Below are 21,467 nucleotides of genomic sequence, written 5' to 3'. Positions count from 1 at the left end.
ATCGGCCGGAGCGCCCGCGCGCCCCGGCGGCAGTACTGCTTTGCCTTCTATCTTGTATGCGGTGATCGGAGCCGATCAGTCGCGGTGATAGTTCGGTGCTTCCTTCGTGATCTGCACGTCGTGCACGTGCGATTCGTTCATGCCAGCGGCCGTGATCTCGACGAACTGGCTCTTCTCGTGCCATTCGGCAATCGACGCGCAACCGCAGTAGCCCATCGACGAGCGAACGCCGCCCGTGAGTTGATGCACGATCGGCAACGCAGAGCCCTTGTACGGCACGCGACCCTCGATACCTTCCGGCACCAGCTTGTCAACGTTGGCGGTGTTGTCTTCCTGGAAGTAACGATCGGCAGCGCCATCCTTCATCGCGCCCACCGAGCCCATGCCGCGGTAGCTCTTGTACGAACGCCCCTGGAACAGGAACACCTCACCCGGGGATTCATCCGTACCGGCGAACATGCCCCCCATCATCACGGTGTGCGCGCCGGCAGCCAGTGCCTTGGCAACATCACCCGAGTAGCGGATACCACCATCGGCGATCAGCGGCACGCCGGTGCCCTTGAGCGCTTCGGCCACGTTGGACACGGCAAAGATCTGCGGCACACCCACGCCGGCGACGATCCGCGTCGTGCAGATCGAGCCCGGGCCGATACCGACCTTGACGCCATCGGCACCGTGATCGACCAGCGCCTTGGCCGCTTCACCCGTGGCGATGTTGCCGCCAATCACCTGCACTTGCGGGTAGTTATCCTTGATCCAACGCACGCGACTGAGCACGCCCTGGCTGTGGCCGTGCGCGGTATCGACCACGATCACGTCCACGCCTGCCTTGACCAGCAGATCGATGCGCAGGTCGTTATCCGGGCCCACGCCCACGGCCGCGCCCACGCGCAGCGAACCGCGCTCGTCCTTCGAGGCCAGCGGGTATTCCGTGGCCTTCTGGATATCCTTGACGGTAATCAGGCCGCGCAGCTCGAAAGCTTCGCCCACCACCAGCACGCGCTCCAGGCGGTGCTTGTTCATGAGGCGCTTGGCCTCTTCCAGCGAGGCGCCTTCCTTGACGGTGACGAGCTTCTCGCTCGGCGTCATCTTGGCGCGCACCGGGGCGTCCAGTTCTTCTTCGAAGCGCAGGTCGCGGTTGGTGATGATGCCCACCACCTTCTTGCCTTCCAGCACCGGGAAACCCGAGATGCCGTGCTGGGCCGACAGCGCCATCACGTCGCGGACCTTCATGTCCGGGCCGATGGTGATCGGATCGCGCAGCACGCCCGATTCGAAGCGCTTGACCTTGGCAACTTCGCGCGCCTGTTCTTCCGGCTTCAGGTTCTTGTGGACGATACCGATACCACCCTGCTGCGCCATGGCGATGGCGAGCCGCGCTTCCGTAACCGTATCCATGGCAGCGGAGACGAGCGGAATGGCGAGTTCGATCGAACGGGTGAGCTTGGTGCGAAGGGACGTATCGCGGGGCAGGACGGCCGAATAGGCCGGGACGAGCAGCACGTCATCGAATGTGAGTGCTTTCTGGACAAGACGCATAGCAATTTCCTCTAGGCGCAAAATCGGATTATACGGGAATTCGCCCCACGGTTGTAGAAGGCCGTGCTATGCTCGATAAATTTTTCTTCGCGCACGCACCTAAAGCGCTATGCGCCGCCAGCGGCCGCGCAGAATCTGCCTCGCAAGTGTTCGAATGGGAATTGGCCTATTGTGCGCCCTGCTGGCCGGGGCGATGTGGGGCATGGTCTTCATTGCGCCCCGGGCGCTGCCAGCGTTCTCGCCTTGGGAACTGGCTCTAGGCCGCTACCTCGCCTACGGCGCCATCGCGGCCATTGCCGCTGCTCCCATCCTCCCCCGTATTGCCCGCAAGATCACCCGCGCCGATTGCCTGGCGCTGGTCAAGCAATCCTGCAGCGGCAACCTTGTCTATTACGTTCTGGTGGCATTTGGCGTGCAGCTCGCCGGGGTTGCACCCACCTCACTCATCATCGGCATCTTGCCCATCACCGTGACAGTGCTGGGACGGCGCGACCATGGTGCCGTGCCGCTTTCCCGGCTGATCTGGCCGCTGCTGGTGGTGGCCATCGGCATCGTGTGCATCAACATCGACCTGTTCGGCCATGAGAGCGCCGCGGCCGCGGCCAATATTCGCCCCATCTGGCAACGCGTCGCCGGCATTGCCTGCGCGGCCGGTGCGCTGTGCAGCTGGACCTGGTACGCGGTAGACAATGCGCGCTACCTGCAACGCAATCCGCATTTCTCGAGTAACGAGTGGTCGGCGCTGTATGGCATCTCGAGCGGTGCTCTGTCGAGCGCTCTGACCGCAGTCGCCTTGCTCGTGACCGGCACAGGCTGGGCCAGCGGCGGTGGCCGCGTCTGGGGCACGTTCTGGGCAGTGAACACTGCCGTGGCACTGGGCGCGTCGCTGATCGGCAACAACCTGTGGAACATCGCGTCTCGCCGCCTGCCACTCACGCTGTCAGGCCAGTTAATCGTATTCGAGACGCTGTTCGCACTGGCATACGGCTTTGTGTACGACGGGCGCTGGCCTCGCCCGCTTGAAATCGCGGCAATCGCCTTGCTAATCGTGGGTGTCGGCTGGTCGGTGCGCTTGCACGCAGAAGACAAGTCTGCATAAACTGGGCGCCTTGCCGGGGGGCGAGTCGATGTGCCAAGCTGGGCCATCGGACTACATCATCAAGTGGCGATCACGCCACCGGGCTCCCGTGCGCGTCGTGGGGCCGTCGTCGGGTCGGCCAGCGCGCCATCGGCAGGCCATCGAACGAGAACTCCATGAAACGACTGCACGTCCTGCTGCCCGCCACCGCCACACTGATCGCCCTCGCCTGCCCGGCGGTCCAAGCACAATGGGCCTGGCAATGGCGCGATGAGAAAGGCCTGATGGTGTACAGCGACGCGGCACCGCCGCCGTCGGTACCGCCCAGCCGCATCATCCGCAACCCGAACAGCCGCACCGCTACCGCGTACGAAGCAATGCCGGCACCGGCTTCCGCCGTTCAGGCCGCCTCTGCACCCAAAGCCGCCCAGCCCGCCTCCAGCGTAACCGTTGACCCGGACGAAGCCCTGCGCAAACGCATGGCCGATCGCGCAAAGAAGGAGCAGGACGAGGCCAAACAAGCCGAAGCCGCTCAGCGCAAGCAGGCGGAATGCGCGCGCCTGCGCAACGAAACCACGTATATGCAGGAAGGCCGCCGTATCGGTACCGCGCAGGCCGACGGCTCGATTGCCTATATGGATGACAACCAGCGTGCCGCCGCCGTTGCGCGCAATCAGGCTGCCCTGAGCACCAACTGCAACTGAGCGATCGTTACTTGAGGACGTCGTCTTTGGGCGGCGCCTCGGGTGGCGCCCCATTACGCAGCCACTTCAGGCCTTCGCGGGTACCGGTTGCCCGTACCTTCTGCACGCGGCGCCGGCGCGCCGTCTTCGGATCGGCGATCAGCGGCCCCAGGATCTCCACCCGATCGCGCGCATGCAGCCGCGCATCCGGCGTCTTGCGCTTGCCATAGATGCCCAGGCGGCATGTATCGATCGTCAGATCCGATCCATCCAGAACCCCCGAGATCCGCACCGCATCAGCCACTGTCGACTGCGCCGGCACCTGTACATTGACCAGCCGCGGCGGCGTGACCGTCGCCAGGCAAACCATCACCTCAAGCTGCTCAGGATTCACCATAGACGGTCTCAGCGCGCTTGACGAAGGAATCGACGAAGGTATTGGCAATCATGCTGAACACCGGGCCGATGATTTTTTCCAGCAGGTGGCTGGAGAACTCGTAATGCAGGTGGAAGTTGATCTTGCAGGCGTCGGCGCGCAACGGCGTGAACACCCAAAAGCCGGTGAAGGCCTTGAAAGGGCCGTCGGCAAACTGCATATCAATCCGGGTGGGTCGCGTTTGCGTATTGCGTGTCCGAAAATGCTGGCGGATACCCTTGAAGGCAATATCGACGCGCGCATCGAGTGACGTCTCCGTCTGCTCGAAGATCTCTACGCCGCCGCACCAAGGCAAGAAGTTCGGATAATCCTTGACGTTGGTGACCAGGTCGAACATCTGTTCGGCCGAGTGGCCAATCAACACGGTTTTTTCAACGTCTGCCATGCGCCATCCGAAAGCTTTGCACGCCGCACATCCATAAGACACGCGGCGGATTTGTTAAACTCGCCATTTTATCGCAGCGCATGCAGGGATCGTCACCCCCTGTGCGCTCACCGCACATTCCAACGTATGACCATCGCCGACAACAAGAAAGCCTTTTTCGATTACTTCATCGAAGAACGCTACGAGGCAGGCATGGCACTCGAGGGCTGGGAGGTGAAGGCCATCCGCGCCAACCGTGCGCAGATCAAAGAAGGCTACGTCGTCATCCGTAACGCCGAGTTGTTCTTGATCGGGGCGCACATCAGCCCGCTGCAATCGGCCTCCACGCACGTCAACCCCGACCCCGTGCGCACCCGCAAGCTCCTGCTACACGCCGAAGAGATCAAGAAGCTGATCGGCAAGGTCGAGCAGCGCGGCTACACGCTCGTCCCGCTCAACCTGCACTACACGCGCGGCCGCGTGAAATGCGAAATTGGTCTCGCCAAGGGCAAGAAACAGTTCGACAAGCGCGAAACCGAGAAGAACCGCGACTGGCAGCGCGAGAAGGCGCGCCTCATGCGCGAGAAGGCCTAATCGCCTTCTCGCCGCACACCTGCGCTTAGGCGCCCGGCCGCTGCTGCTTCACGATCGTCAACGCTGACGCAATCATCGTGCTCAGGTCGCCCATATTGCCCGGCACGATGAGCGTATTGCCCTGCTTGGCCAGGTTGCCGAACGCGCTCACATACTCTTCCGCCACCTTCAAGTTGACTGCGTCGATGCCGCCATCGGTGCGGATCGCGTGACCAATCTTCTGGATCGCCTGCGCGTTGGCCTCAGCCACCGCCAGAATCGCTGCTGCCTCGCCCTGCGCCCTGTTGATGGCGGCCTGCTTTTCACCTTCGGACTTCTGGATGGCCGCTTCACGCGCGCCGGATGCCAGGTTAATTTGCTCCTGACGCTTACCCTCTGATGCGGCGATCAGTGCACGTTTCTCGCGTTCCGCCGTGATCTGCGCCTGCATGGCGTGCAGGATTTCCTTCGGGGGCGTCAGATCCTTGATCTCGTAGCGCAGCACCTTCACGCCCCAGTTGGAGGCGGCCTCATCCAGCGCATTGACCACGCTGTGGTTGATGAAGTCGCGCTCTTCAAACGTCTTGTCCAGCTCCAGCTTGCCGACCACCGAGCGCAGCGTGGTTTGCGCGAGCTGCGTGATGGCGACCACGAAGTTGCTCGAACCGTACGACGCCCGCATCGGGTCGGTCACCTGAAAGTACAGGATGCCGTCCACCTGCAATTGCGTGTTGTCCTTGGTGATACAGATCTGGCTCGGCACGTCGAGCGGGATTTCCTTGAGCACGTGCTTGTAGGCCACGCGGTCGACAAAGGGCAACACGATGTTGAGCCCCGGCGACAGCGTTGCATGGTACTTGCCCAGCCGCTCCAGAATCCAGGCGTGCTGCTGCGGCACGATCTTGATGCCCTGCGCGATCAGCACGATAGCGGCAAACAGAACGATAAGCGCGAGAGTCCCCAGCTCGAACATAGAACCTCCGGTTGTTGGTATTGGGTGCTAAGGCTTAATGTTTGGGTGCGACAACCAGCACGTTGCCGCGTACCTCGACGATGCGGAATTCGCCGCTCGAAGCAGTGGCGTGCGGCGCCAGCTCGACGTCCCACGCAGCGCCACGATACTGCACGCGCGCACGACGCTCAGGCGACCACGCGTCTACGCGCAGCACCTCGCCGATATCCAGATTCACGTTGCGATTGCGGGCGGCATCTTCGCGCGTCACGCGCCCATAGCGCGAGCGCCGCAGCCCAGCGATGCCGAACACCGCGACGACGGCAGCCACAATGGCCTGCGCCGGAAATGCCAGCCCGACCAGCGCCGCCAGACCACCGGCCAGCAGGCCAATCGCCACCATCAACAAGTAGAACGTACCCGTCATCAGCTCACCGATGACGAGCAGCACAGCCAGCGAAAACCAAACGGTCTGAGCCGACATGCTCCCTCTCCCAGAAAAAAACCCCCGCGACGCTGCACGTCTGCGGGGGCATATCGCTCGGCCCCCGCCTGCGTTGGACGCCGCCGGGCACTTCGCGTTCTTGTTAGCGCGTACCCATCACAAGATACGCGCTTTGTCTTACAACACTCTAGATCCGGCCCGAATTAGGCCGAACCCAGCTTCTTCCACGTGTCGACCACCGAATCCGGGTTCAGCGAGATCGACGAGATGCCTTCCTTGGCCAGCCACTCGGCAAAGTCCGGGTGGTCGGACGGGCCCTGACCGCAGATGCCAACGTACTTGTCCATCGACAGCGCCGTGGAGATGGCACGCTGCAGCATGAACTTGACCGCCGGATCACGCTCGTCGAAGTCCTTGGCCAGCAGCTCCATGCCGGAGTCGCGGTCCAGACCCAGCGTGAGCTGCGTCAGGTCGTTCGAGCCGATCGAGAAGCCGTCGAAATGCTGCAGGAACTGCTCAGCCAGGATCGCGTTGGACGGCACTTCGCACATCATGATCAGGCGCAGGCCGTTTTCGCCGCGCTTCAGGCCGTACTTGGCCAGCAGCTCGACCACCTTCTCGGCCTGGCCGAGCGTACGCACGAACGGCACCATGACCTCAACGTTGGTCAGGCCCATTTCGTCGCGCACGCGCTTCATGGCACGGCACTCCATCTCGAAGGCTTCAGCGAAGTCTTCAGCGATGTAGCGCGAGGCACCACGGAAGCCCAGCATCGGGTTTTCTTCGTCCGGCTCGTAGCGCGAACCGCCAATCAGCTTCTTGTACTCGTTGGACTTGAAGTCCGACAGGCGCACGATCACCGGCTTCGGATAGAACGCCGCGGCGATGGTGGCGATGCCCTCGGCCAGCTTGTCGACGTAGAACGCGCGCGGGCTGGCATGGCCGCGGGCCACGCTTTCCACAGCCTTCTTCAGGTCGCTGTCGACTTGCGGGTAGTCGAGGATCGCCTTCGGGTGGACGCCGATGTTGTTGTTGATGATGAATTCCAGACGCGCCAGGCCAACGCCGCCGTTCGGAATCTGGCAGAAGTCGAACGCCAGTTGCGGGTTGCCGACGTTCATCATGATCTTGGTGCTGATCGTCGGCATTTCGCCACGCTGGACTTCCGTGATTTCGGTTTCCAGCAGGCCGTCGTAGATCTTGCCTTCGTCGCCTTCGGCGCACGAGACCGTCACCAGGGTGCCGTCCTTCAGCAGGTCGGTGGCGTCGCCGCAGCCGACCACGGCCGGCACGCCCAGCTCACGCGCGATGATGGCCGCGTGGCAGGTACGGCCGCCACGGTTGGTGACGATGGCCGAAGCACGCTTCATCACCGGTTCCCAGTTCGGGTCGGTCATGTCGGCAACCAGCACGTCGCCGGGCTGCACGCGTTCCATCTCGGCCGGATCGTTGATCACGCGCACCGGGCCCGTGCCGATCTTCTGGCCAATGGCACGGCCGGTCGTCAGCACCGGTGCCGAACCCTTCAGGCGGAAGCGCTGCTCGACCTTACCGTGTGCCTGGCTCTTCACCGTTTCCGGGCGGGCCTGCAGGATGTAGATCTTGCCGTCCTTGCCGTCGCGGCCCCACTCGATGTCCATCGGGCGGCCGTAGTGCTTCTCGATGATGACGGCGTACTTGGCCAACTCCGTCACATCCGCGTCGCTGATGGAGTAGCGGTTGCGCAGTTCGCCCGGCACGTCGACGGTCTTCACGCGGCCAGCTTCGCCCGGCGCGGTGAATTCCATCTTGATCAGCTTGGAGCCGATCGAGCGGCGGATGATCGGGTACTGGCCGGCGGCCAGCGTCGGCTTGAAGACGTAGAACTCGTCCGGGTTCACCGCACCCTGCACCACCGTTTCGCCCAGGCCGTAGCTGGAGGTGATGAAGACGACTTCCTGGAAGCCCGATTCGGTGTCGATCGTAAACATCACGCCCGAGGCGCCGCAGTCCGAGCGCACCATGCGCTGGATGCCCGCCGACAGGGCCACCACGTCATGGGCAAAGCCCTTGTGCACGCGGTACGAAATCGCACGGTCGTTGTACAGCGAGGCGAACACGTGCTTGATCTTGTCGAGCACGTCGTCGATGCCCAGCACGTTGAGGTAGCTCTCTTGCTGGCCAGCGAACGAGGCGTCCGGCAAGTCTTCAGCTGTGGCGGAGGAGCGCACCGCGAACGATGCCTCGGCACCTTCACGGGCAGCCACGCGAGCGTACGACTCGCGAATCTCCTGCTCCAGACGCGGCTGGAACGGTGCGGTGGCGACCCACTCGCGGATCTCCTTGCCGGCAACGGCCAGCGCCTTGACGTCGTCGACGTCCAGCGCAGCCAGGCGCTGCGAGATGCGCTCGGTCAGGTTGTTGTGGGCAAGGAAGTCACGGAATGCCAGTGCCGTGGTGGCAAAACCGCCCGGAACGCGCACGCCGGCGCTATCCAGCTGGGAGATCATCTCGCCCAGCGAAGCGTTCTTACCGCCAACGACCTCAACATCGGTCATCCGCAGTTGCTCGAACGGCAGCACATAGGCGCCGTCTTGCGACAGGTTAGTCATACAAAAGTCCCTAAGCTAAGTAAAAAACCGGTCGGATACGCACGGGGCATGTTTTTTTCGTCTGGCCATGCGAATCGCTTGGCTAAATCATCCGGGGGAGCCGCTGTGACATTGTCTGGCGGGCGGCGGGCCCGAATTGCTTAGCGAAACGATCGCCGCTATTCTACCGTGCCGCAGCACGATTTCTTGCCTGCGTGCTGGAAAAACCCCTTGTTTTCGATGATCGACCTCGCCGCCGCATCTGCCGCCCGCCCGGCCGCCCGCACTGTCTTTATCGTGTCGGATGGCACCGGGATCACCGCAGAAACCTTCGCCCACTCCATCCTGGCCCAGTTCGAGATGAAATTCCGCCAGGTGCGGATTCCATTTGTCGACACGATCGAGAAGGCGCATGTGGCGGTTGGCAAGATCAACGAGGCGTTCAGCGCCGAGGGTGTTCGCCCGATCGTCTTCACCACGCTGGTGGATGCCGAGGCCAACCAGATCGTCCATCGGGCCAAGGCCACCATCCTGGATATGTTCCAGACCTTCATCGAGCCGCTCGAGAAGGAGCTGAACCTCAAGTCCACCCACGCCATCGGCCGCTTCCACCAGAACGCCGACACTGAGGCGTACAAAAACCGCATCGAAGCGATCAACTTTTCACTTGCGCACGATGACGGCCAGTCACACAAGAACCTGGCCGAGGCGGATGTGATCCTGGTGGGGGTGTCGCGCAGCGGCAAGACGCCAACCAGTCTTTATCTGGCGATGCAATACGGGGTGAAATCAGCTAACTATCCGCTGATTCCCGACGATTTTGAGCGCGGTAAGCTGCCCACGGTGCTGTACGACTACAAGAGCAAGATTTTCGGGCTGTCGATCGACCCACAGCGCCTGTCCGAGATTCGCAACGAACGTCGCCCAGGCAGTAAATACGCCGCAGTGGAAAACTGCCGTTACGAGGTCAATGAAGCCGAATCGATGATGCGCCGGGAGGGCATCAAGTGGCTTTCGTCCACGCACAAATCGATCGAGGAGATTGCGACGACGATCCTGCAGGACGTCAAGATTGAGCACAACAACTACTGAGCGTCGTGCTCACGCAATGAAAAACGGCCGGGTTCAAACCGGCCGTTTTGCTTTTCTGGCGATGCAGGCTCAAGCGCGGTCACGCACCCAGTTGCCACCGTGCGCAGCTGCCTGGGCCGCAGGAGAAGTTGCCAGATAGGCCAGCGCCTGCTCGGTCGAGCCCTCGTGATGCGGCGTGTAGCTCGGCCGGAAGTAGCGCAGCGCCGCCCCCAGCATCTTCCAGAACGACGGCAGGCAATTGCGCCGCGAGCCATGCCACCAGCCACGAATAAACCCCGGAAACCGCCCCGCCCCCGGATCGTGCTTGTACATGAAGCGGAAACCGGTGATCAGGAAGTACAGCAACAGCAGGATCGTGGTCAGCATGTGGAAGCAGCGTTCGAGATACGTGCCGCCCATATGCCGGAAGATGTCGAACGCAACGGTCCGGTGTTCGACTTCCTCCGCGCCGTGCCAACGCAAGAGATCCAGCATGACCGGATCGGCCTTGACGGCATCCAGCCCCTTGGCGTTGAGCACCCAGTTGCCGAGATAGCCGAAGAAGTGCTCCAGCGCGGCAATGATGCCCAACTGCTGCCGCAACCAAAAGCGTGTATGGCCGATCTTCAGGCCGAGCGGCTGCTCGCCGAGCACCTTGGAGAACAGCCAATCCAGCCGCTTGGTGAAAGGTGCGGTGTCGATACCGTGGTCCTTGTAGTAATGCGTCAGCACGCCGCCGTGCGAGCGCGAGTGGACTGCCTCCTGACGCAGGAAACCCTCGGCGTCGGCGCGCAGCTTCGCGTGAGTGATCTGCGGCATGGCCTTGTTGTAGACACGGCAGAACCACAATTCACCCGCCGGAAACAGCAGGTTCAGGATGTTGATGATGTGCGTGCTGGACGGATCGCCGGGAATCCATTGGATGGGCGTCTCTTTCCAGTCGAAGCGGACGTGGCGGGCCTTGATGTAGTAGTCGGGCGCGGTCATGGTGGTCTCCTGTCGTTCTTGTCGGCGGCGGGCTCAATGTCCAGCCATGCTCACGCGTGCGATCAACCGGCTCAGCCACTGCGCATAGCGTGAGATGAAGCGCGACGAATGCGCCTCGATGCCGATCGTGACGACCGGCTTGTTGCCCAGCACCGCACGTAGCATGGCTTTGGCGACAGTCTCGGGCTTCAGGCCGCGCAGCTGGTAGAGCTTGGTCGCGCGGGCGCGCAGTTGGGCCTGCTGTGCCTCGGTCGTGCCGGCGTAGACGGTAGAGGCCATGATTCCGGTCTCGGCAAAGCCCGGGCAGATGGCCGACACACCGATCCCCTGCCCGGCCAGTTCGCCGCGCATGCACTCGGACAGCATCAGCACGGCGGCCTTGGTGGTTGCATAGGCCGCGAGATCACGCGACGGCGCAAAAGCGGCGGCTGACGCGGTATTCAGGATGTGCCCGCCCTGCCCGCGCGCCACCATCTGCTTGGCGAACAGCCGTGCGCCATGAATCACGCCCCACACGTTCACATGCAGGATGCGTTGCCAATCGCGCTCGGAGGTGTCGACGATGCCGCCGGCCATGCCGATGCCCGCGTTGTTGACGACGATGTCTGCGCCACCCAATTCCTTACCGACCCAATCGACCAGGGCCTCCATCTGCTCCGCGTTGCCCACGTCGGCGACGCGCGCCCAGACCTTGCCGCCGGAGAGGCGGATGAGCGTGGCCGTGCGTTCGGCGTCGTCTGCGCGAATGTCGACCGCGACGATGCTGGCGCCCTGCTCCGCAAATTCCTGTGCCGCACAACGGCCGATACCGCTGCCCGCGCCGGTGATGACGGCGAGCTTGCCCGTCAACGGCTTGCGCCCGCCATGCTGGCGGGCACGCTGCAGCACTTCAGACTCCGGCTTGCCCTCGGCGTGCTCGATCAGCTCGCGCGCCATCTCGGCCATGCGTTCAGCGTGCGTCACGGGCAGCCAGTGGCGCGCCACCACTTCGCGCCGCCAGTAGTTCGGCACCCAGCGCGACAGGTCTTCGGACAGCGCCGGGCTGACGTACTTGTCCAGCGTGGGCACGATCACCTGCACGGGTGCATGCGCGTATCGCTTGCGCGGCGTGAACAGGCTGCGGATGAAGTTGGCGCGATACAGCGAGACTCCACGTACACCATCGGCCGTCTGCGTAGCACGCGGCACGATGGTGGTCTTTTCCACGCGACGCAGTACACGCGGCCACGCACGGCCCAGCCAAAGGCGCCAGCTCAGCTCCGGCACGATCGGCAGGTGGAACAGCAGCACGTACCACGAGCGCACAAGCTGCCCCAGCATCTTGCCCAGCGACGACGGCGTCGGCCGCAGCAACCGCGCGCGCATCCAATGACCCACGTGGTCGAGGCACGGCCCCGAGCACGACGTGTACGACGCGATGCGCCCACGCAAGCGCTCTTCCGTCACGAACTCCCACGACTGGATCGAACCCCAGTCGTGCGCGATCAGGTGAACCGGCTTGTTCGGGCTCAGCGTATCGATGACGGCGATGAAATCGTCGGTCAGCCGCGCGAAGGCGTAGTTGCGCATGCCCTTGGGCGCGCTCGATTGCCCCGCACCGCGTACGTCATAGGCGATGACGTAGTAGTCGCGCGCGAGTATTGGCGCCATCTCGTGCCAGACCTCGCTGTTGTCCGGGTAACCGTGGACGAGCACGACGGTCGGGCGAGCCGGGTCGCCCCAGGTCTTGACGGCGAGCGCGACATCACCGGATTGCACGGTGCGCTCGGCACGTGGAAAGGCGGCGGCCGGCTCGAACAACGCCAGCGGGGCCTCTTCAACAAGCGTTTTCATCTGAGCCTCCGCAAGCATCAGGCGGCGCGCTGCTGCGCAAGCTGGCGCTGCTGCCAACGACGCACGTGCGGCAGGTCGTCGTCGAGCCAGTAGGCGTCGTCTTCAGTAATGACGAGCAGCTCTTCAAACTTGGCACCCACACCGTGGAAGCCCAGGTGCGGCTCGACGGCCCACATACCCGGTACCGGTGCGTGCTCGGAGCGCCGGTCGATCGACCACAGCGGCGACCATCCGTCCTGCTTACCACTACGCACTTGATCGAGGATCAGGTTGCGCGTGGCATTCAGCCCGAAACGCGCCACGAACCGCGGCTTAGACGGGCTTTCCAGCTTGGCCACGCGATGCGCCAATACCTTAAACGGATAGGCCTTGTGGCGCGGCTCCACACCCTGTTTCATGCAGAGCTGGTCGACCGCGCGTGCCACCTCCGCCATCGGGCGACGCTCGCGAATCAAGCGCACGATCAGCTCGCGGTGCGCCATCAGATCGTCCAGCAGTTGTTCGAGGATGGCATTCTGGCCAAGACACGTGGCGTAGCCCACATCGGCAATCACGCCATTGCGCACGGGTGCCACGTCCAGAATGACGGGCATGTTCTCCTCCAGCCGCCGCGACGACGGGAAGAAGGCCATGTTGAAACCCGCCATGTGTGTCAGGCCCGAAAAGCCCTGGAACGCCGTACGATCGCCAAACCAGGCGAACGGCTTGTGCAGCCAGTCGTGCACGCCGCGGTCACCCAGCCACTCGGTGAGCAGCTTGGCTGCGTCCTTCTCGGTCATGCCTGGGCGCAGCATGCCCCCAACGGCCTCAACGCATTGATAGGCGAGTTGCTGGATTTCGCGAAACTGCGCGAGCTCGTCGACATTGACGCGCGCCAGGGCGGGGTTCGGCATTGCCGGTCTCCTTGAGTCTGGTTATCGAGGGGCGCTCAATGGCACCTATCTCAATGTTCCATTACTCAATGGCAAAGTCAATGCGGGACTTTTCTGGCGTTTGAAAACGTCGTGTGACCGGTAGTCAACAGGAAAATGAGATCAGCCAGCACGGCGCTGGCGTACCGCCTCGAACAGGCAGATGGCTGCTGCGGCAGCCACGTTGAGCGATTCCATGCCGCCTGGCTGCGGAATCGTCACCGGTGTAGTGACGGCCGACAGCCATTCATCCGAAACGCCCGCGCCTTCATTGCCGAACACCCAGCCGACGGGTGCACTCAGCGGCACGTCGAAGACCGCCTGCCTGGCGTGCGACGACGTTGCCAGCAACGGCACCTGGATGCGCGGGTGCAGGCTCTCGAACGTGCAGTGCTCGACGATGTTCAGGTGGAAATGTGCGCCCATTGCAGCGCGCAGCGTCTTGGCCGACCATGCAAACGCGCAGCCTGCCGTCATGAACACATCGCGCACACCCGCCGCCGCCGCGCATCGCAGAATGGAGCCGACGTTGCCGGCATCCTGAATACCGTCGAGGATCACACAATCGGCATCGACCGAATGCGGCAGATGCCCCTCCGGCGTTTCAACCAAGGCGATCAGATCAATGCCGTTGACCACCGTGGTGAGCTGCGCGAACAGATTGTCGGCCAGCAGGATGACGGTCTGCGGGTCAACGCGATCCAGCAGCACCGAGACTTCCGGGTGTTCGCTATGACGCTCGGAAACCAGGAGCTGGGCCGGCACATGGCCCGCATCCAGATAGGCCGAGACCAGATGCACGCCATCCAGCACGGATTGCCCCGCGCGCCGGCGCTGCTGCGTCGAGCCCGACAGCGCTTTCAGGTGCTTGAAGATCGCGTTGTCGCGGGAAGTGATGTGCTTCATGAAAATCAGTTGTCCCAGGCAGGGCTGACGCTGGCCCTGGTTGCGGGCTGTGCTTCAAGTGCACGGCGCACCGGTGCGAACGAACGGCGATGATGCGGCGTCACCCCATGCACCTCAATGGCAGCTAGGTGCTGAGGCGTACCGTAACCGGCGTGCACGTCGAAACCGTACTGCGGAAACTCCGCATGTAGCGCAACCAACTGTCGGTCACGCGTGACCTTGGCAAGGATCGACGCCGCTGAAATTTCCTGCACCAGCGCATCGCCCTTGACGATGGCCTCCACGGCAAACGGCACCTGCGGGCAACGGTTGCCGTCCACTTGCACGAGATCCGGCAACGTGCCCTTCGCCGCCACGCCCTGTACGGCGCGCTGCATCGCCAGCATGGTCGCGTGCAGGATATTGATGCGGTCGATCTCGTCGACAGTCGCTTCGGCCACGTGCCAGGCGAGCGCCTTTTCGATGATCTCGTCGTAGAGCGCTTCGCGCTTCTTTGCGGTAAGGATCTTGGAGTCGGCCAGCCCGGCAATCGGCTTGCGCGGGTCGAGGATGACCGCAGCCGCCGTCACCGGCCCGGCCAGTGGCCCACGACCCGCTTCGTCCACACCGCACAGGATGCGTGTGCGCTCGCTCGCCGGCGCTTGCGACAGCAGCAAGCCGAGCTGATCCGGATTGGGTTTACGGGAAGCCATGGCGTTAGAGCTTACCGCGGCTGCGCAGCAGATCGACCACGACCTTCGCGCCGATCTCCGCCATGTTCTGCTTGAGCGTCAGGTGCATTTGCGTGAAATGCTCGCGCAGGAATGTCGCATTGGCGTGGTCGTTCAATTGCAGCAGCGTCTCGCGTGCGAGCGCCTCGGGCGTCGCGTCGTCCTGCAGCAGCTCGGGCACGACAAAGCGGCCGGACAGGATGTTCGGCAGCCCCACATAGGGCAAATAGCCCTTGCGCTTCATGATCTGCGCTGTCAGCCAGGGCACCTTGTAGGTGATGACCATGGGCTTCTTGTACAGCGCGGCTTCCAAGGTGGCCGTGCCACTGGCGAGCAGAATGACATCGGCGGCTTCCATGGCGGCGTGCGACTGGCCATCGACCACCCACAGATGCAGGCCTGGATGTTCGGCAAGCAGGGCATCGACCCGCTCACGCAATGTTGCGTTGGCGGCCGGCAGCACGAATGCGATGTCCGGCTCGACCGCCTGCATGCGCGCCATGGCGGCAAACAGCGTTGGCCCCAGGTTTTTGACCTCGGAGTTGCGGCTGCCCGGCAGCACCGCCACGACCTTGCGGCCCAGCGGAAGACCCAGACGCGTCCGTGCGCCTTCCACGTCCGGCACCAACGGAATCTCATCCGCCAGCGGATGGCCGACGTACGTGGCAGGAATGCCCGCCTTGGCGTAGATCTCCGGCTCGAATGGGAACAGGCAGAGGATGTGGTCGACCGCGCGCGCGATCGTCTTGATACGCCCCGCGCGCCACGCCCAGATCGACGGACTGACGAAGTGCACCACCGGCACACCTGCCCGCCGCATGGCGATCTCGACGTTGAAATTGAAGTCCGGCGCGTCAACGCCGATGAAGGCCAAAGGCGGCTTGGCCAGCAGGTCCTGCTTGAGTTCCTTGCGGATGGCGAGAATCTCACGCAGTTGGCCGAGTACTTCCACGTACCCGTTGACCGACAACTTGTGCATCGGCCAGTTCGACTGGAAGCCCTGCTCCGCCATCCGTGCACCGCCGATGCCGTTGTAGGCAATATCGGACGGCAGTTGTGTGCGCAACCCCTTGAGCAGCAGCGAGGCCAGCAGATCGCCGGACGCCTCGCCGGCCACCATGCCGAGGCGGCGCGCCGACGCAGCCTCCTGGGCCTGCTCGATCAACGTACGATGCCGCGCTTGGTGGCGGCGATGAAGTCAGCAAACGCGGTCAGCACTTCACGCGTCGGGGCATCGTCGGTCTGGGCGGTCTGCGCCGCAATCTCGGCCTTGGCCTGATCGAAGCTCAGGTCGCTCTTGTAGAGCAGCTTGTACGCTTGGCGCAGACCGGTGATCTGCTCGGCCGTGAAGCCGCGGCGGCGCAGGCCCTCCACGTTGATACCGTGCGGCGCGGCCTTGTTGCCGCCCTTGTCGCTTGCGGCAATCACAAACGGCGGCACGTCCTGCACCAGCGCCGATGCACCGCCCAGCATCGCATGCGCGCCGATGCGTACGAACTGATGCACACCCGACATGCCGCCAAGAATGGCCCAGTCGCCCACTTCCACGTGGCCGGCAATCTGCGCGTTGCTGGAGAACACTGTGTGGTTGCCCACACGGCAATCGTGTGCGATGTGCACGTAGGCCATGATCCAGTTGTCGTCGCCGATAGACGTAATGCCGGCATCCTGCGAGGTGCCGGTGTGGATCGTGGTGAATTCGCGGATGGTGTTACGGTCGCCAACGATGAGCTGCGTCGGCTCATCGCGGTACTTCATGTCCTGCGGCCGGCCGCCTACCGACGCGAAATGGCCGATGCTGTTGTCGCGGCCCAGCGTTGTATAGCCTTCGACCACCGTGTGGTGGCCAACGCGCGTGCCCGCGCCCATGCGCACGTTCGGGCCGACAACGGTAAAGGCGCCGATCTCGACGCTCGAGTCCAACTCGGCCTTCGGGTCGATCTGCGCTGTCGGGTGGATCTTGCTCGTGGTCATGCGGCTCCCTTCGGTTCGTCCTTGACGATCGCGCACATGATTTCAGCCTCGGCGGCAAGCTTGTCTTCCACCATGGCATACACCTTGAACTTCCAGAAACCGCGCTTGCCGCGCAGCACTTCTGCGTGCAGGCAAAGCTGATCGCCCGGCACCACCTGGCTCTTGAAACGCGCGCCGTCGATTGCCGTGAACAGGTAGAGATCGTTCTCGTTACGCTGATGGCCCGGCTCACCGAAGGTCAGCAGCGCAGCGGTCTGCGCCAGCGCTTCGAGAATCAGTACGCCCGGCATGACCGGATGCCCCGGGAAATGACCATTGAAGAACGGCTCGTTGAACGTGACGTTCTTGATTGCCTTGATGCGCTTGCCGGCTTCCAACTCGACCACGCGATCCACCAGCAGCATCGGGTAGCGATGCGGCAGCAAATCGAGGATCTTCTTGATGTTGAAATCGCTGACGAGGCTCGTCGTCGCGCTCGTCACATTCGATGCTTCAGTCATGATTCTTTTCGCAGGTCTTTGACCCGCTGTTCCAGTTGTTGCAACCGTTCGCGCATGCGCGTCAGGCCTCGGACGATGGCCGCGTTACGTTCCCAGTCGCCATGCGGCATGAACGGGAAGACGCTGGTGAAATGGCCACCGGATTTCGTGATGGATTTGGTGATGGACGTGCCGCCCGAAACGGTCACACGGTCCGCAATCGTCAGGTGACCAGCAAAGTTGGCTGCACCACCGATGATGCAGTAGCGACCGATCTTCGTGCTGCCGGAGATCGCCGCGCAGCCCGCAATGACGGTGCACGCACCAACGTGCACGTTGTGCGCGATCTGCACCTGATTGTCGATCTTGCAGCCCTGCTCGACGACCGTGTCGGCCATGGCACCGCGGTCGATGGCGGTATTCGCGCCAATCTCCACGTCGTCGCCAATCACGGCGCGGCCTGTCTGCGGGATCTTCACCCACTCGCCACCCTGCGGGCCGAAGTCCGGTGCGAAGCCAAAGCCGTCAGCACCGATCACCACACCGCTATGCAAGATGCAGCGCGCACCCACCACACAGCCGTGGTAGATCGAGACGTTGGCGTAGAGAAGCGTGTCATCGCCAATGCGTGCATCCGCGCCGACGAAGCTGTTGGCGGTGATGCGCACGCGCTCACCCAGCACGGCACCCGCTTCGATCGTCACGTTCGGGCCGATCGAGCACGAGGCAGGCACCACGGCACCCTCATCCACGCTGGCACTCGGGTGAATGCCGGGCACCACGGGGCGCGCTGCCAGCGCAACAAAGCGCTGGGCAACACGGGCAAACGCGGCGTACGGATTGGCAGCCACGAGCCAGTTGCGACCGTCGGCGTGGCCCTGGGCCGCAAGCGTTTCCAAGTCGCGGGGCGACACGATGATCGCGCCCGCACTGGAGCCTACAGCCTGATTGAGGTACAGCGGATTGGAAAGAAAGGCGAGCTGATCGGCGCCGGCCTGGTCCAGCGGCGCGATCGACTTGACGATCAGGCCTGCGTCACCCTGGACGGTCGCGCCGAGCGACGCGGCAAGTTCACCAAGCGAAAACGACATGGGAACAACCTCATTTCGCCGATTGCGAAGCATTCAGTTGCTTGAGCACATCATCAGTGATGTCGATGCGCGGATTCACGTACACAGCTTCCTGCACGATCAGATCGTATTTACGCTGCTCGGCGATCTGACGGATCACACGGTTGGCGCGCTCAAGCACCTGGGCCAGCTCTTCATTGCGGCGCTGGTTCAGGTCTTCACGGAATTCGCGCTGCTTGCGCTGGAAATCGCGGTCCAGATCGGACAGTTCGCGCTGACGACGCGTGCGGTCAGCATCGGCCAGCACGGCCGAGTCCTTGTCCAGTTTGTCGGACATGGCCTTGAGCTTAGCGGCCGTGTCTTGCAGATCGCGATCGCGCTTGGCGAACTCGGCTTCCAGCTTGGACTGCGCCGCCTTTGCCGGCTGCGAGTCGCGCAGGATGCGCTCGGAATTGACAGCGGCGATACGCGCTTCCTGCGCAGCAGCCGGCAGCGCAAAGCTGGCAGCTGCAAGCGCGGCAAAAGCAACGGACACGCCCATGCGGGACAACGTGATGCGCGTGGATTTCATGATGAATGCGGTCATTAGAATGCAGTCCCGATCTGGAACTGGAAGCGTTGAGTCTGGTCTTGGGTCTTCCGCTTGATCGGGAAGCCCATGCTGATCTTCAGCGGACCAATCGGCGACAGCCACGACAGGCCGAAACCTGTCGAGTAGCGCATATCGCCAAGCTTGTACGGCTGGGCGGATTCCGCGAACACGTTACCGTAATCGAAGAAGGTGAACAGACGGACGGTGCGGTCTACACCCGAACCCGGCAGCGGGAAGATAAATTCGACGTTACCGACAAACTTGCTTGCGCCACCGATAGCAATGCCGTTGGCGTCGCGCGGGCCCAGGGTACTGGTTTCGTAACCGCGCACCGAGCCGATACCGCCCGCGTAGTAGTTCTTGAAGATCGGGAAGTCCTTGCCGCCGTAGCCCCGGCCATAGCCGATCTCGTTGTTGAAGGCCATCGTGAACGACTTCGACAGCGGGTAGAAGTACTGGTGCTGGTAATACAGACGGAAGTACTCGTTGCCGCCCGGCACACCGACCTCCAGGTTGGCCTGTTGATAGCGGCCACGCGTCGGCACCAGCGCGCTGTCACGCTGGTCCTTCGACCAGCCGATCGTGAACGGGAAGTTGTTGGTCGTACGGCCGTTCTTGGCAACCCAGTTCTGGTAAGACAGCGGCGTATTGACCGACACGTCGATGGTCGTACGCTCGTAGCCGATGCCGAAGAATACGGTATCGGTTTCCGAGAACGGCACGCCAAACTTCACGTTACCGCCCTGTTGCACGATCTTGTAGTTCGAATCGCCGGTGTAGTACAGCGGCTGATACGTGCGGTAGTACAGCTCGGTCGAACGGCTGATGCCGTCGGTCGTGAAGTACGGATCGTATTGCGTCACTGCAATCGTGCGGTTTGCCTTGGAGGTGTTCACGTCCAGGCCCAGGCTGGTACCGGAACCAAACACGTTGTCCTGACGGATACCGGCCGAGAGCACCACCTTGTCAGTCGACGAGAAGCCCACGCCCAGGTTGATCTGGCCGGTCGGCTTTTCCGTCACGTTGACATTCACGTCCACCTGGTCAGGCGTGCCCGGCACGTCTTCGGTGGTGATGTTCGCATCGGTGAAGTAACCCGTGCGGTTGATACGGTTCTGCGAGAGCTGCAGCTTCTCACCGTCAAACCACGAGGCTTCCATCTGGCGCATTTCACGGCGCACCACTTCATCACGCGTCTTGCTGTTACCCAGCACGTTGACGCGACGCACGTAAACGCGACGACCCGGATCGACCACCAGCGTGAGCGCAACAGTGCGGTCCTTCTGGTTGATCTGCGGCTGCGGGTTGATCGTGGCGAAAGCGTAGCCGTATGTGCCGAGCAGATCGGTGATCGACTTGGTCGTGGCCGACAGCTTGGCCGAGGAGAACACATCGCCCTGCTTGAGCTTGATGAGCTTCTCCATTTCGGCCTGCTTCGAAAGCAGTTCACCGGTCAGCTTGATGTCCGACACCTTGTACTGCTCACCCTCGTGGATGTTCAGCGTCAGATAGATGTCCTTCTTGTCCGGCGTGATGGAAACCTGGGTCGACTCGATGGCGAACTCCAGGTAACCGCGATCCAGGTAGAACGAGCGCAGTGCTTCCAGATCAGCGGTCAGCTTCTGCTTGGAATATAGATCGTTCTTGGTGTACCACGACAGCCAGTTGGGCGTGGACAGCTGCATCTCGTCGCGCAGATCGCCTTCCTTGAAAGCCTTGTTGCCGACAATATTGATCTGGCGGATCTTGGCAGTCGGGCCCTCGTCCACCGTGAAGGTGATCGACACACGATTGGCATCGACCGGCGTGACGGTAGTCGACACGTCGGCGGCGTAGTAGCCGCGCGAAACGTACTGGCGCTTGATTTCCTGCTCGGCGCGATCGATCAGCGACTTGTCGTAGTAGCGGGCTTCCGCCACGCCCACGCCGCGCAGCGTGCGGCGCAGTGCATCCTTATCGAATTCCTTGAAGCCGATGAACTCGAGCTGTGAGATGGCCGGACGCTCTTCAACGCGCACCACCAGCACGCTGCCTTCGGCGCGAATCTGCACGTCCTTGAAGAAGCCGGTGTTGTAGAGCGCACGGATCGACTCGGCACCCTTCTCGTCGGTGAAGGTCTCACCTACCTTCACGGGCAGATAGCCGAACACGGTGCCCGGTTCGACGCGCTGCACCCCCTCCACGCGAATGTCCTTCACGACGAACGGCTCCACTGCATGAGCCTGACCGGCAGTCACGGTCAGCACGGAGGCCGCCAGCACGCTGAGCGGGAAGCGATGTTGTCTGATCAATCT

Annotated in this window: 21 protein-coding genes; 4 read left to right on the top strand and 17 right to left on the bottom strand. The window is 62.8% G+C overall.

Annotation, left to right across the window (positions count from 1 at the left end; genetic code table 11):
* Positions 1–75 precede the first annotated feature (75 nt).
* Positions 76–1,539: an IMP dehydrogenase gene (gene guaB, locus ACS13N_RS15230; RefSeq protein WP_438932404.1), complete on the bottom strand. Its 1,464-nt coding sequence runs from the start codon at positions 1,537–1,539 to the stop codon at positions 76–78.
* Between the two features lie 154 nt (positions 1,540–1,693).
* Between guaB and ACS13N_RS15225 the strand changes: the two genes are divergently transcribed.
* Together ACS13N_RS15225 and ACS13N_RS15220 are read left to right on the top strand one after the other, a co-directional pair.
* Positions 1,694–2,638 carry a DMT family transporter gene (locus tag ACS13N_RS15225; RefSeq protein ID WP_438932403.1) on the top strand — a complete coding sequence of 315 codons (945 nt, stop codon included), beginning with the start codon at positions 1,694–1,696 and terminating at the stop codon, positions 2,636–2,638.
* 155 nt (positions 2,639–2,793) lie between these two features.
* Positions 2,794–3,321 (top strand): hypothetical protein, encoded by a 528-nt coding sequence (locus tag ACS13N_RS15220; protein WP_438932402.1) that lies wholly within the window; start codon positions 2,794–2,796, stop codon positions 3,319–3,321.
* Positions 3,322–3,328: 7 nt separating this feature from the next.
* Here ACS13N_RS15220 and ACS13N_RS15215 read toward each other — a convergent pair whose 3' ends face one another.
* Complete coding sequence (locus ACS13N_RS15215; RefSeq protein ID WP_438932401.1) at positions 3,329–3,697, bottom strand: RnfH family protein; 369 nt, start codon at positions 3,695–3,697, stop codon at positions 3,329–3,331.
* Positions 3,684–4,121 carry a type II toxin-antitoxin system RatA family toxin gene (locus tag ACS13N_RS15210; RefSeq protein WP_438932400.1) on the bottom strand — a complete coding sequence of 146 codons (438 nt, stop codon included), beginning with the start codon at positions 4,119–4,121 and terminating at the stop codon, positions 3,684–3,686. Before ACS13N_RS15210 ends, ACS13N_RS15215 begins: the two co-directional genes overlap by 14 nt.
* 126 nt (positions 4,122–4,247) lie before the next feature.
* On the opposite strand from ACS13N_RS15210, the gene smpB reads away from it, so the two are divergent.
* Positions 4,248–4,694, top strand: coding sequence for an SsrA-binding protein SmpB (smpB, locus tag ACS13N_RS15205; RefSeq protein ID WP_438932399.1), 447 nt, complete (start codon positions 4,248–4,250; stop codon positions 4,692–4,694).
* Positions 4,695–4,719: 25 nt separating this feature from the next.
* Here smpB and ACS13N_RS15200 read toward each other — a convergent pair whose 3' ends face one another.
* The 3 genes from ACS13N_RS15200 to ppsA form a co-directional block, all read right to left on the bottom strand.
* Positions 4,720–5,646 carry an SPFH domain-containing protein gene (locus tag ACS13N_RS15200; RefSeq protein WP_438932398.1) on the bottom strand — a complete coding sequence of 309 codons (927 nt, stop codon included), beginning with the start codon at positions 5,644–5,646 and terminating at the stop codon, positions 4,720–4,722.
* A 34-nt stretch (positions 5,647–5,680) separates the two neighbouring features.
* Positions 5,681–6,109, bottom strand: coding sequence for an NfeD family protein (locus tag ACS13N_RS15195; RefSeq protein WP_438932397.1), 429 nt, complete (start codon positions 6,107–6,109; stop codon positions 5,681–5,683).
* Positions 6,110–6,273: 164 nt separating this feature from the next.
* A complete protein-coding gene (gene ppsA / locus ACS13N_RS15190) occupies positions 6,274–8,661 on the bottom strand; it encodes a phosphoenolpyruvate synthase (protein WP_438932396.1) in 2,388 nt (795 codons plus the stop codon).
* A 219-nt stretch (positions 8,662–8,880) separates the two neighbouring features.
* On the opposite strand from ppsA, the gene ppsR reads away from it, so the two are divergent.
* Positions 8,881–9,732, top strand: a complete 852-nt coding sequence (gene ppsR, locus ACS13N_RS15185) for a posphoenolpyruvate synthetase regulatory kinase/phosphorylase PpsR (RefSeq protein WP_438932866.1) — start codon at positions 8,881–8,883, stop codon at positions 9,730–9,732.
* A gap of 69 nt (positions 9,733–9,801) precedes the next feature.
* On the opposite strand, the gene ACS13N_RS15180 is transcribed toward ppsR, so the two are convergent.
* The 11 genes from ACS13N_RS15180 to bamA all read right to left on the bottom strand — a co-directional run bounded on the left by ACS13N_RS15180 (position 9,802) and on the right by bamA (position 21,464).
* Positions 9,802–10,698, bottom strand: a complete 897-nt coding sequence (locus ACS13N_RS15180; protein WP_438932395.1) for a metal-dependent hydrolase — start codon at positions 10,696–10,698, stop codon at positions 9,802–9,804.
* Positions 10,699–10,731: 33 nt separating this feature from the next.
* Complete coding sequence (locus ACS13N_RS15175; protein WP_438932394.1) at positions 10,732–12,531, bottom strand: SDR family oxidoreductase; 1,800 nt, start codon at positions 12,529–12,531, stop codon at positions 10,732–10,734.
* Between the two features lie 17 nt (positions 12,532–12,548).
* Complete coding sequence (locus tag ACS13N_RS15170; RefSeq protein ID WP_438932393.1) at positions 12,549–13,424, bottom strand: M24 family metallopeptidase; 876 nt, start codon at positions 13,422–13,424, stop codon at positions 12,549–12,551.
* Between the two features lie 141 nt (positions 13,425–13,565).
* A complete protein-coding gene (locus ACS13N_RS15165) occupies positions 13,566–14,348 on the bottom strand; it encodes a TrmH family RNA methyltransferase (RefSeq protein ID WP_438932392.1) in 783 nt (260 codons plus the stop codon).
* Between the two features lie 5 nt (positions 14,349–14,353).
* The gene (gene rnhB / locus ACS13N_RS15160) at positions 14,354–15,040 is read right to left on the bottom strand and encodes a ribonuclease HII (protein WP_438932391.1); all 687 of its coding nucleotides are present in this window, start codon (positions 15,038–15,040) and stop codon (positions 14,354–14,356) included.
* A gap of 4 nt (positions 15,041–15,044) precedes the next feature.
* A complete protein-coding gene (lpxB, locus tag ACS13N_RS15155) occupies positions 15,045–16,178 on the bottom strand; it encodes a lipid-A-disaccharide synthase (protein ID WP_438932865.1) in 1,134 nt (377 codons plus the stop codon).
* Positions 16,179–16,219: 41 nt separating this feature from the next.
* Entirely contained in the window at positions 16,220–17,032 is an 813-nt protein-coding gene (lpxA, locus tag ACS13N_RS15150; RefSeq protein WP_039595858.1) for an acyl-ACP--UDP-N-acetylglucosamine O-acyltransferase, read from the bottom strand.
* On the bottom strand, positions 17,029–17,532 hold the full coding sequence (fabZ, locus tag ACS13N_RS15145; protein ID WP_039595859.1) for a 3-hydroxyacyl-ACP dehydratase FabZ: 504 nt from the start codon (positions 17,530–17,532) through the stop codon (positions 17,029–17,031). The genes lpxA and fabZ overlap by 4 nt, the downstream gene beginning before the upstream one ends.
* On the bottom strand, positions 17,529–18,602 hold the full coding sequence (gene lpxD, locus ACS13N_RS15140) for a UDP-3-O-(3-hydroxymyristoyl)glucosamine N-acyltransferase (RefSeq protein ID WP_438932390.1): 1,074 nt from the start codon (positions 18,600–18,602) through the stop codon (positions 17,529–17,531). Before lpxD ends, fabZ begins: the two co-directional genes overlap by 4 nt.
* Positions 18,603–18,612: 10 nt before the next feature.
* Positions 18,613–19,167: an OmpH family outer membrane protein gene (locus ACS13N_RS15135; protein WP_438932389.1), complete on the bottom strand. Its 555-nt coding sequence runs from the start codon at positions 19,165–19,167 to the stop codon at positions 18,613–18,615.
* Positions 19,167–21,464 (bottom strand): outer membrane protein assembly factor BamA, encoded by a 2,298-nt coding sequence (gene bamA, locus ACS13N_RS15130; RefSeq protein ID WP_438932388.1) that lies wholly within the window; start codon positions 21,462–21,464, stop codon positions 19,167–19,169. The genes ACS13N_RS15135 and bamA overlap by 1 nt, the downstream gene beginning before the upstream one ends.
* Between the last annotated feature and the right edge of the window lie 3 nt (positions 21,465–21,467).

This window comes from Ralstonia sp. 24A2 (assembly GCF_051783885.1).
Classification (GTDB): Bacteria; Pseudomonadota; Gammaproteobacteria; order Burkholderiales; family Burkholderiaceae; genus Ralstonia.
The sequence above is the reverse complement of the archived record's forward strand: the minus strand, read 5'-3'. Positions and strand labels throughout refer to the sequence as shown.

Bases quoted from the DNA above. Each gene is read 5' to 3' on its own strand.
- ppsA (WP_438932396.1), bottom strand. From the start codon at position 8,661: ATGACTAACCTGTCGCAAGACGGCGCCTATGTGCTGCCGTTCGAGCAA.
- ACS13N_RS15225 (WP_438932403.1), top strand. From the start codon at position 1,694: ATGGGAATTGGCCTATTGTGCGCCCTGCTGGCCGGGGCGATGTGGGGC.
- ppsR (WP_438932866.1), top strand. From the start codon at position 8,881: ATGATCGACCTCGCCGCCGCATCTGCCGCCCGCCCGGCCGCCCGCACT.
- lpxA (WP_039595858.1), bottom strand. From the start codon at position 17,032: ATGACCACGAGCAAGATCCACCCGACAGCGCAGATCGACCCGAAGGCC.
- ACS13N_RS15165 (WP_438932392.1), bottom strand. From the start codon at position 14,348: ATGAAGCACATCACTTCCCGCGACAACGCGATCTTCAAGCACCTGAAA.
- ACS13N_RS15200 (WP_438932398.1), bottom strand. From the start codon at position 5,646: ATGTTCGAGCTGGGGACTCTCGCGCTTATCGTTCTGTTTGCCGCTATC.
- ACS13N_RS15135 (WP_438932389.1), bottom strand. From the start codon at position 19,167: ATGACCGCATTCATCATGAAATCCACGCGCATCACGTTGTCCCGCATG.
- ACS13N_RS15215 (WP_438932401.1), bottom strand. From the start codon at position 3,697: ATGGTGAATCCTGAGCAGCTTGAGGTGATGGTTTGCCTGGCGACGGTC.
- ACS13N_RS15180 (WP_438932395.1), bottom strand. From the start codon at position 10,698: ATGACCGCGCCCGACTACTACATCAAGGCCCGCCACGTCCGCTTCGAC.
- ACS13N_RS15220 (WP_438932402.1), top strand. From the start codon at position 2,794: ATGAAACGACTGCACGTCCTGCTGCCCGCCACCGCCACACTGATCGCC.
- rnhB (WP_438932391.1), bottom strand. From the start codon at position 15,040: ATGGCTTCCCGTAAACCCAATCCGGATCAGCTCGGCTTGCTGCTGTCG.
- ACS13N_RS15170 (WP_438932393.1), bottom strand. From the start codon at position 13,424: ATGCCGAACCCCGCCCTGGCGCGCGTCAATGTCGACGAGCTCGCGCAG.
- ACS13N_RS15175 (WP_438932394.1), bottom strand. From the start codon at position 12,531: ATGAAAACGCTTGTTGAAGAGGCCCCGCTGGCGTTGTTCGAGCCGGCC.
- ACS13N_RS15195 (WP_438932397.1), bottom strand. From the start codon at position 6,109: ATGTCGGCTCAGACCGTTTGGTTTTCGCTGGCTGTGCTGCTCGTCATC.
- lpxD (WP_438932390.1), bottom strand. From the start codon at position 18,602: ATGTCGTTTTCGCTTGGTGAACTTGCCGCGTCGCTCGGCGCGACCGTC.
- guaB (WP_438932404.1), bottom strand. From the start codon at position 1,539: ATGCGTCTTGTCCAGAAAGCACTCACATTCGATGACGTGCTGCTCGTC.
- lpxB (WP_438932865.1), bottom strand. From the start codon at position 16,178: ATGGTGGCCGGCGAGGCGTCCGGCGATCTGCTGGCCTCGCTGCTGCTC.
- fabZ (WP_039595859.1), bottom strand. From the start codon at position 17,532: ATGACTGAAGCATCGAATGTGACGAGCGCGACGACGAGCCTCGTCAGC.
- ACS13N_RS15210 (WP_438932400.1), bottom strand. From the start codon at position 4,121: ATGGCAGACGTTGAAAAAACCGTGTTGATTGGCCACTCGGCCGAACAG.
- smpB (WP_438932399.1), top strand. From the start codon at position 4,248: ATGACCATCGCCGACAACAAGAAAGCCTTTTTCGATTACTTCATCGAA.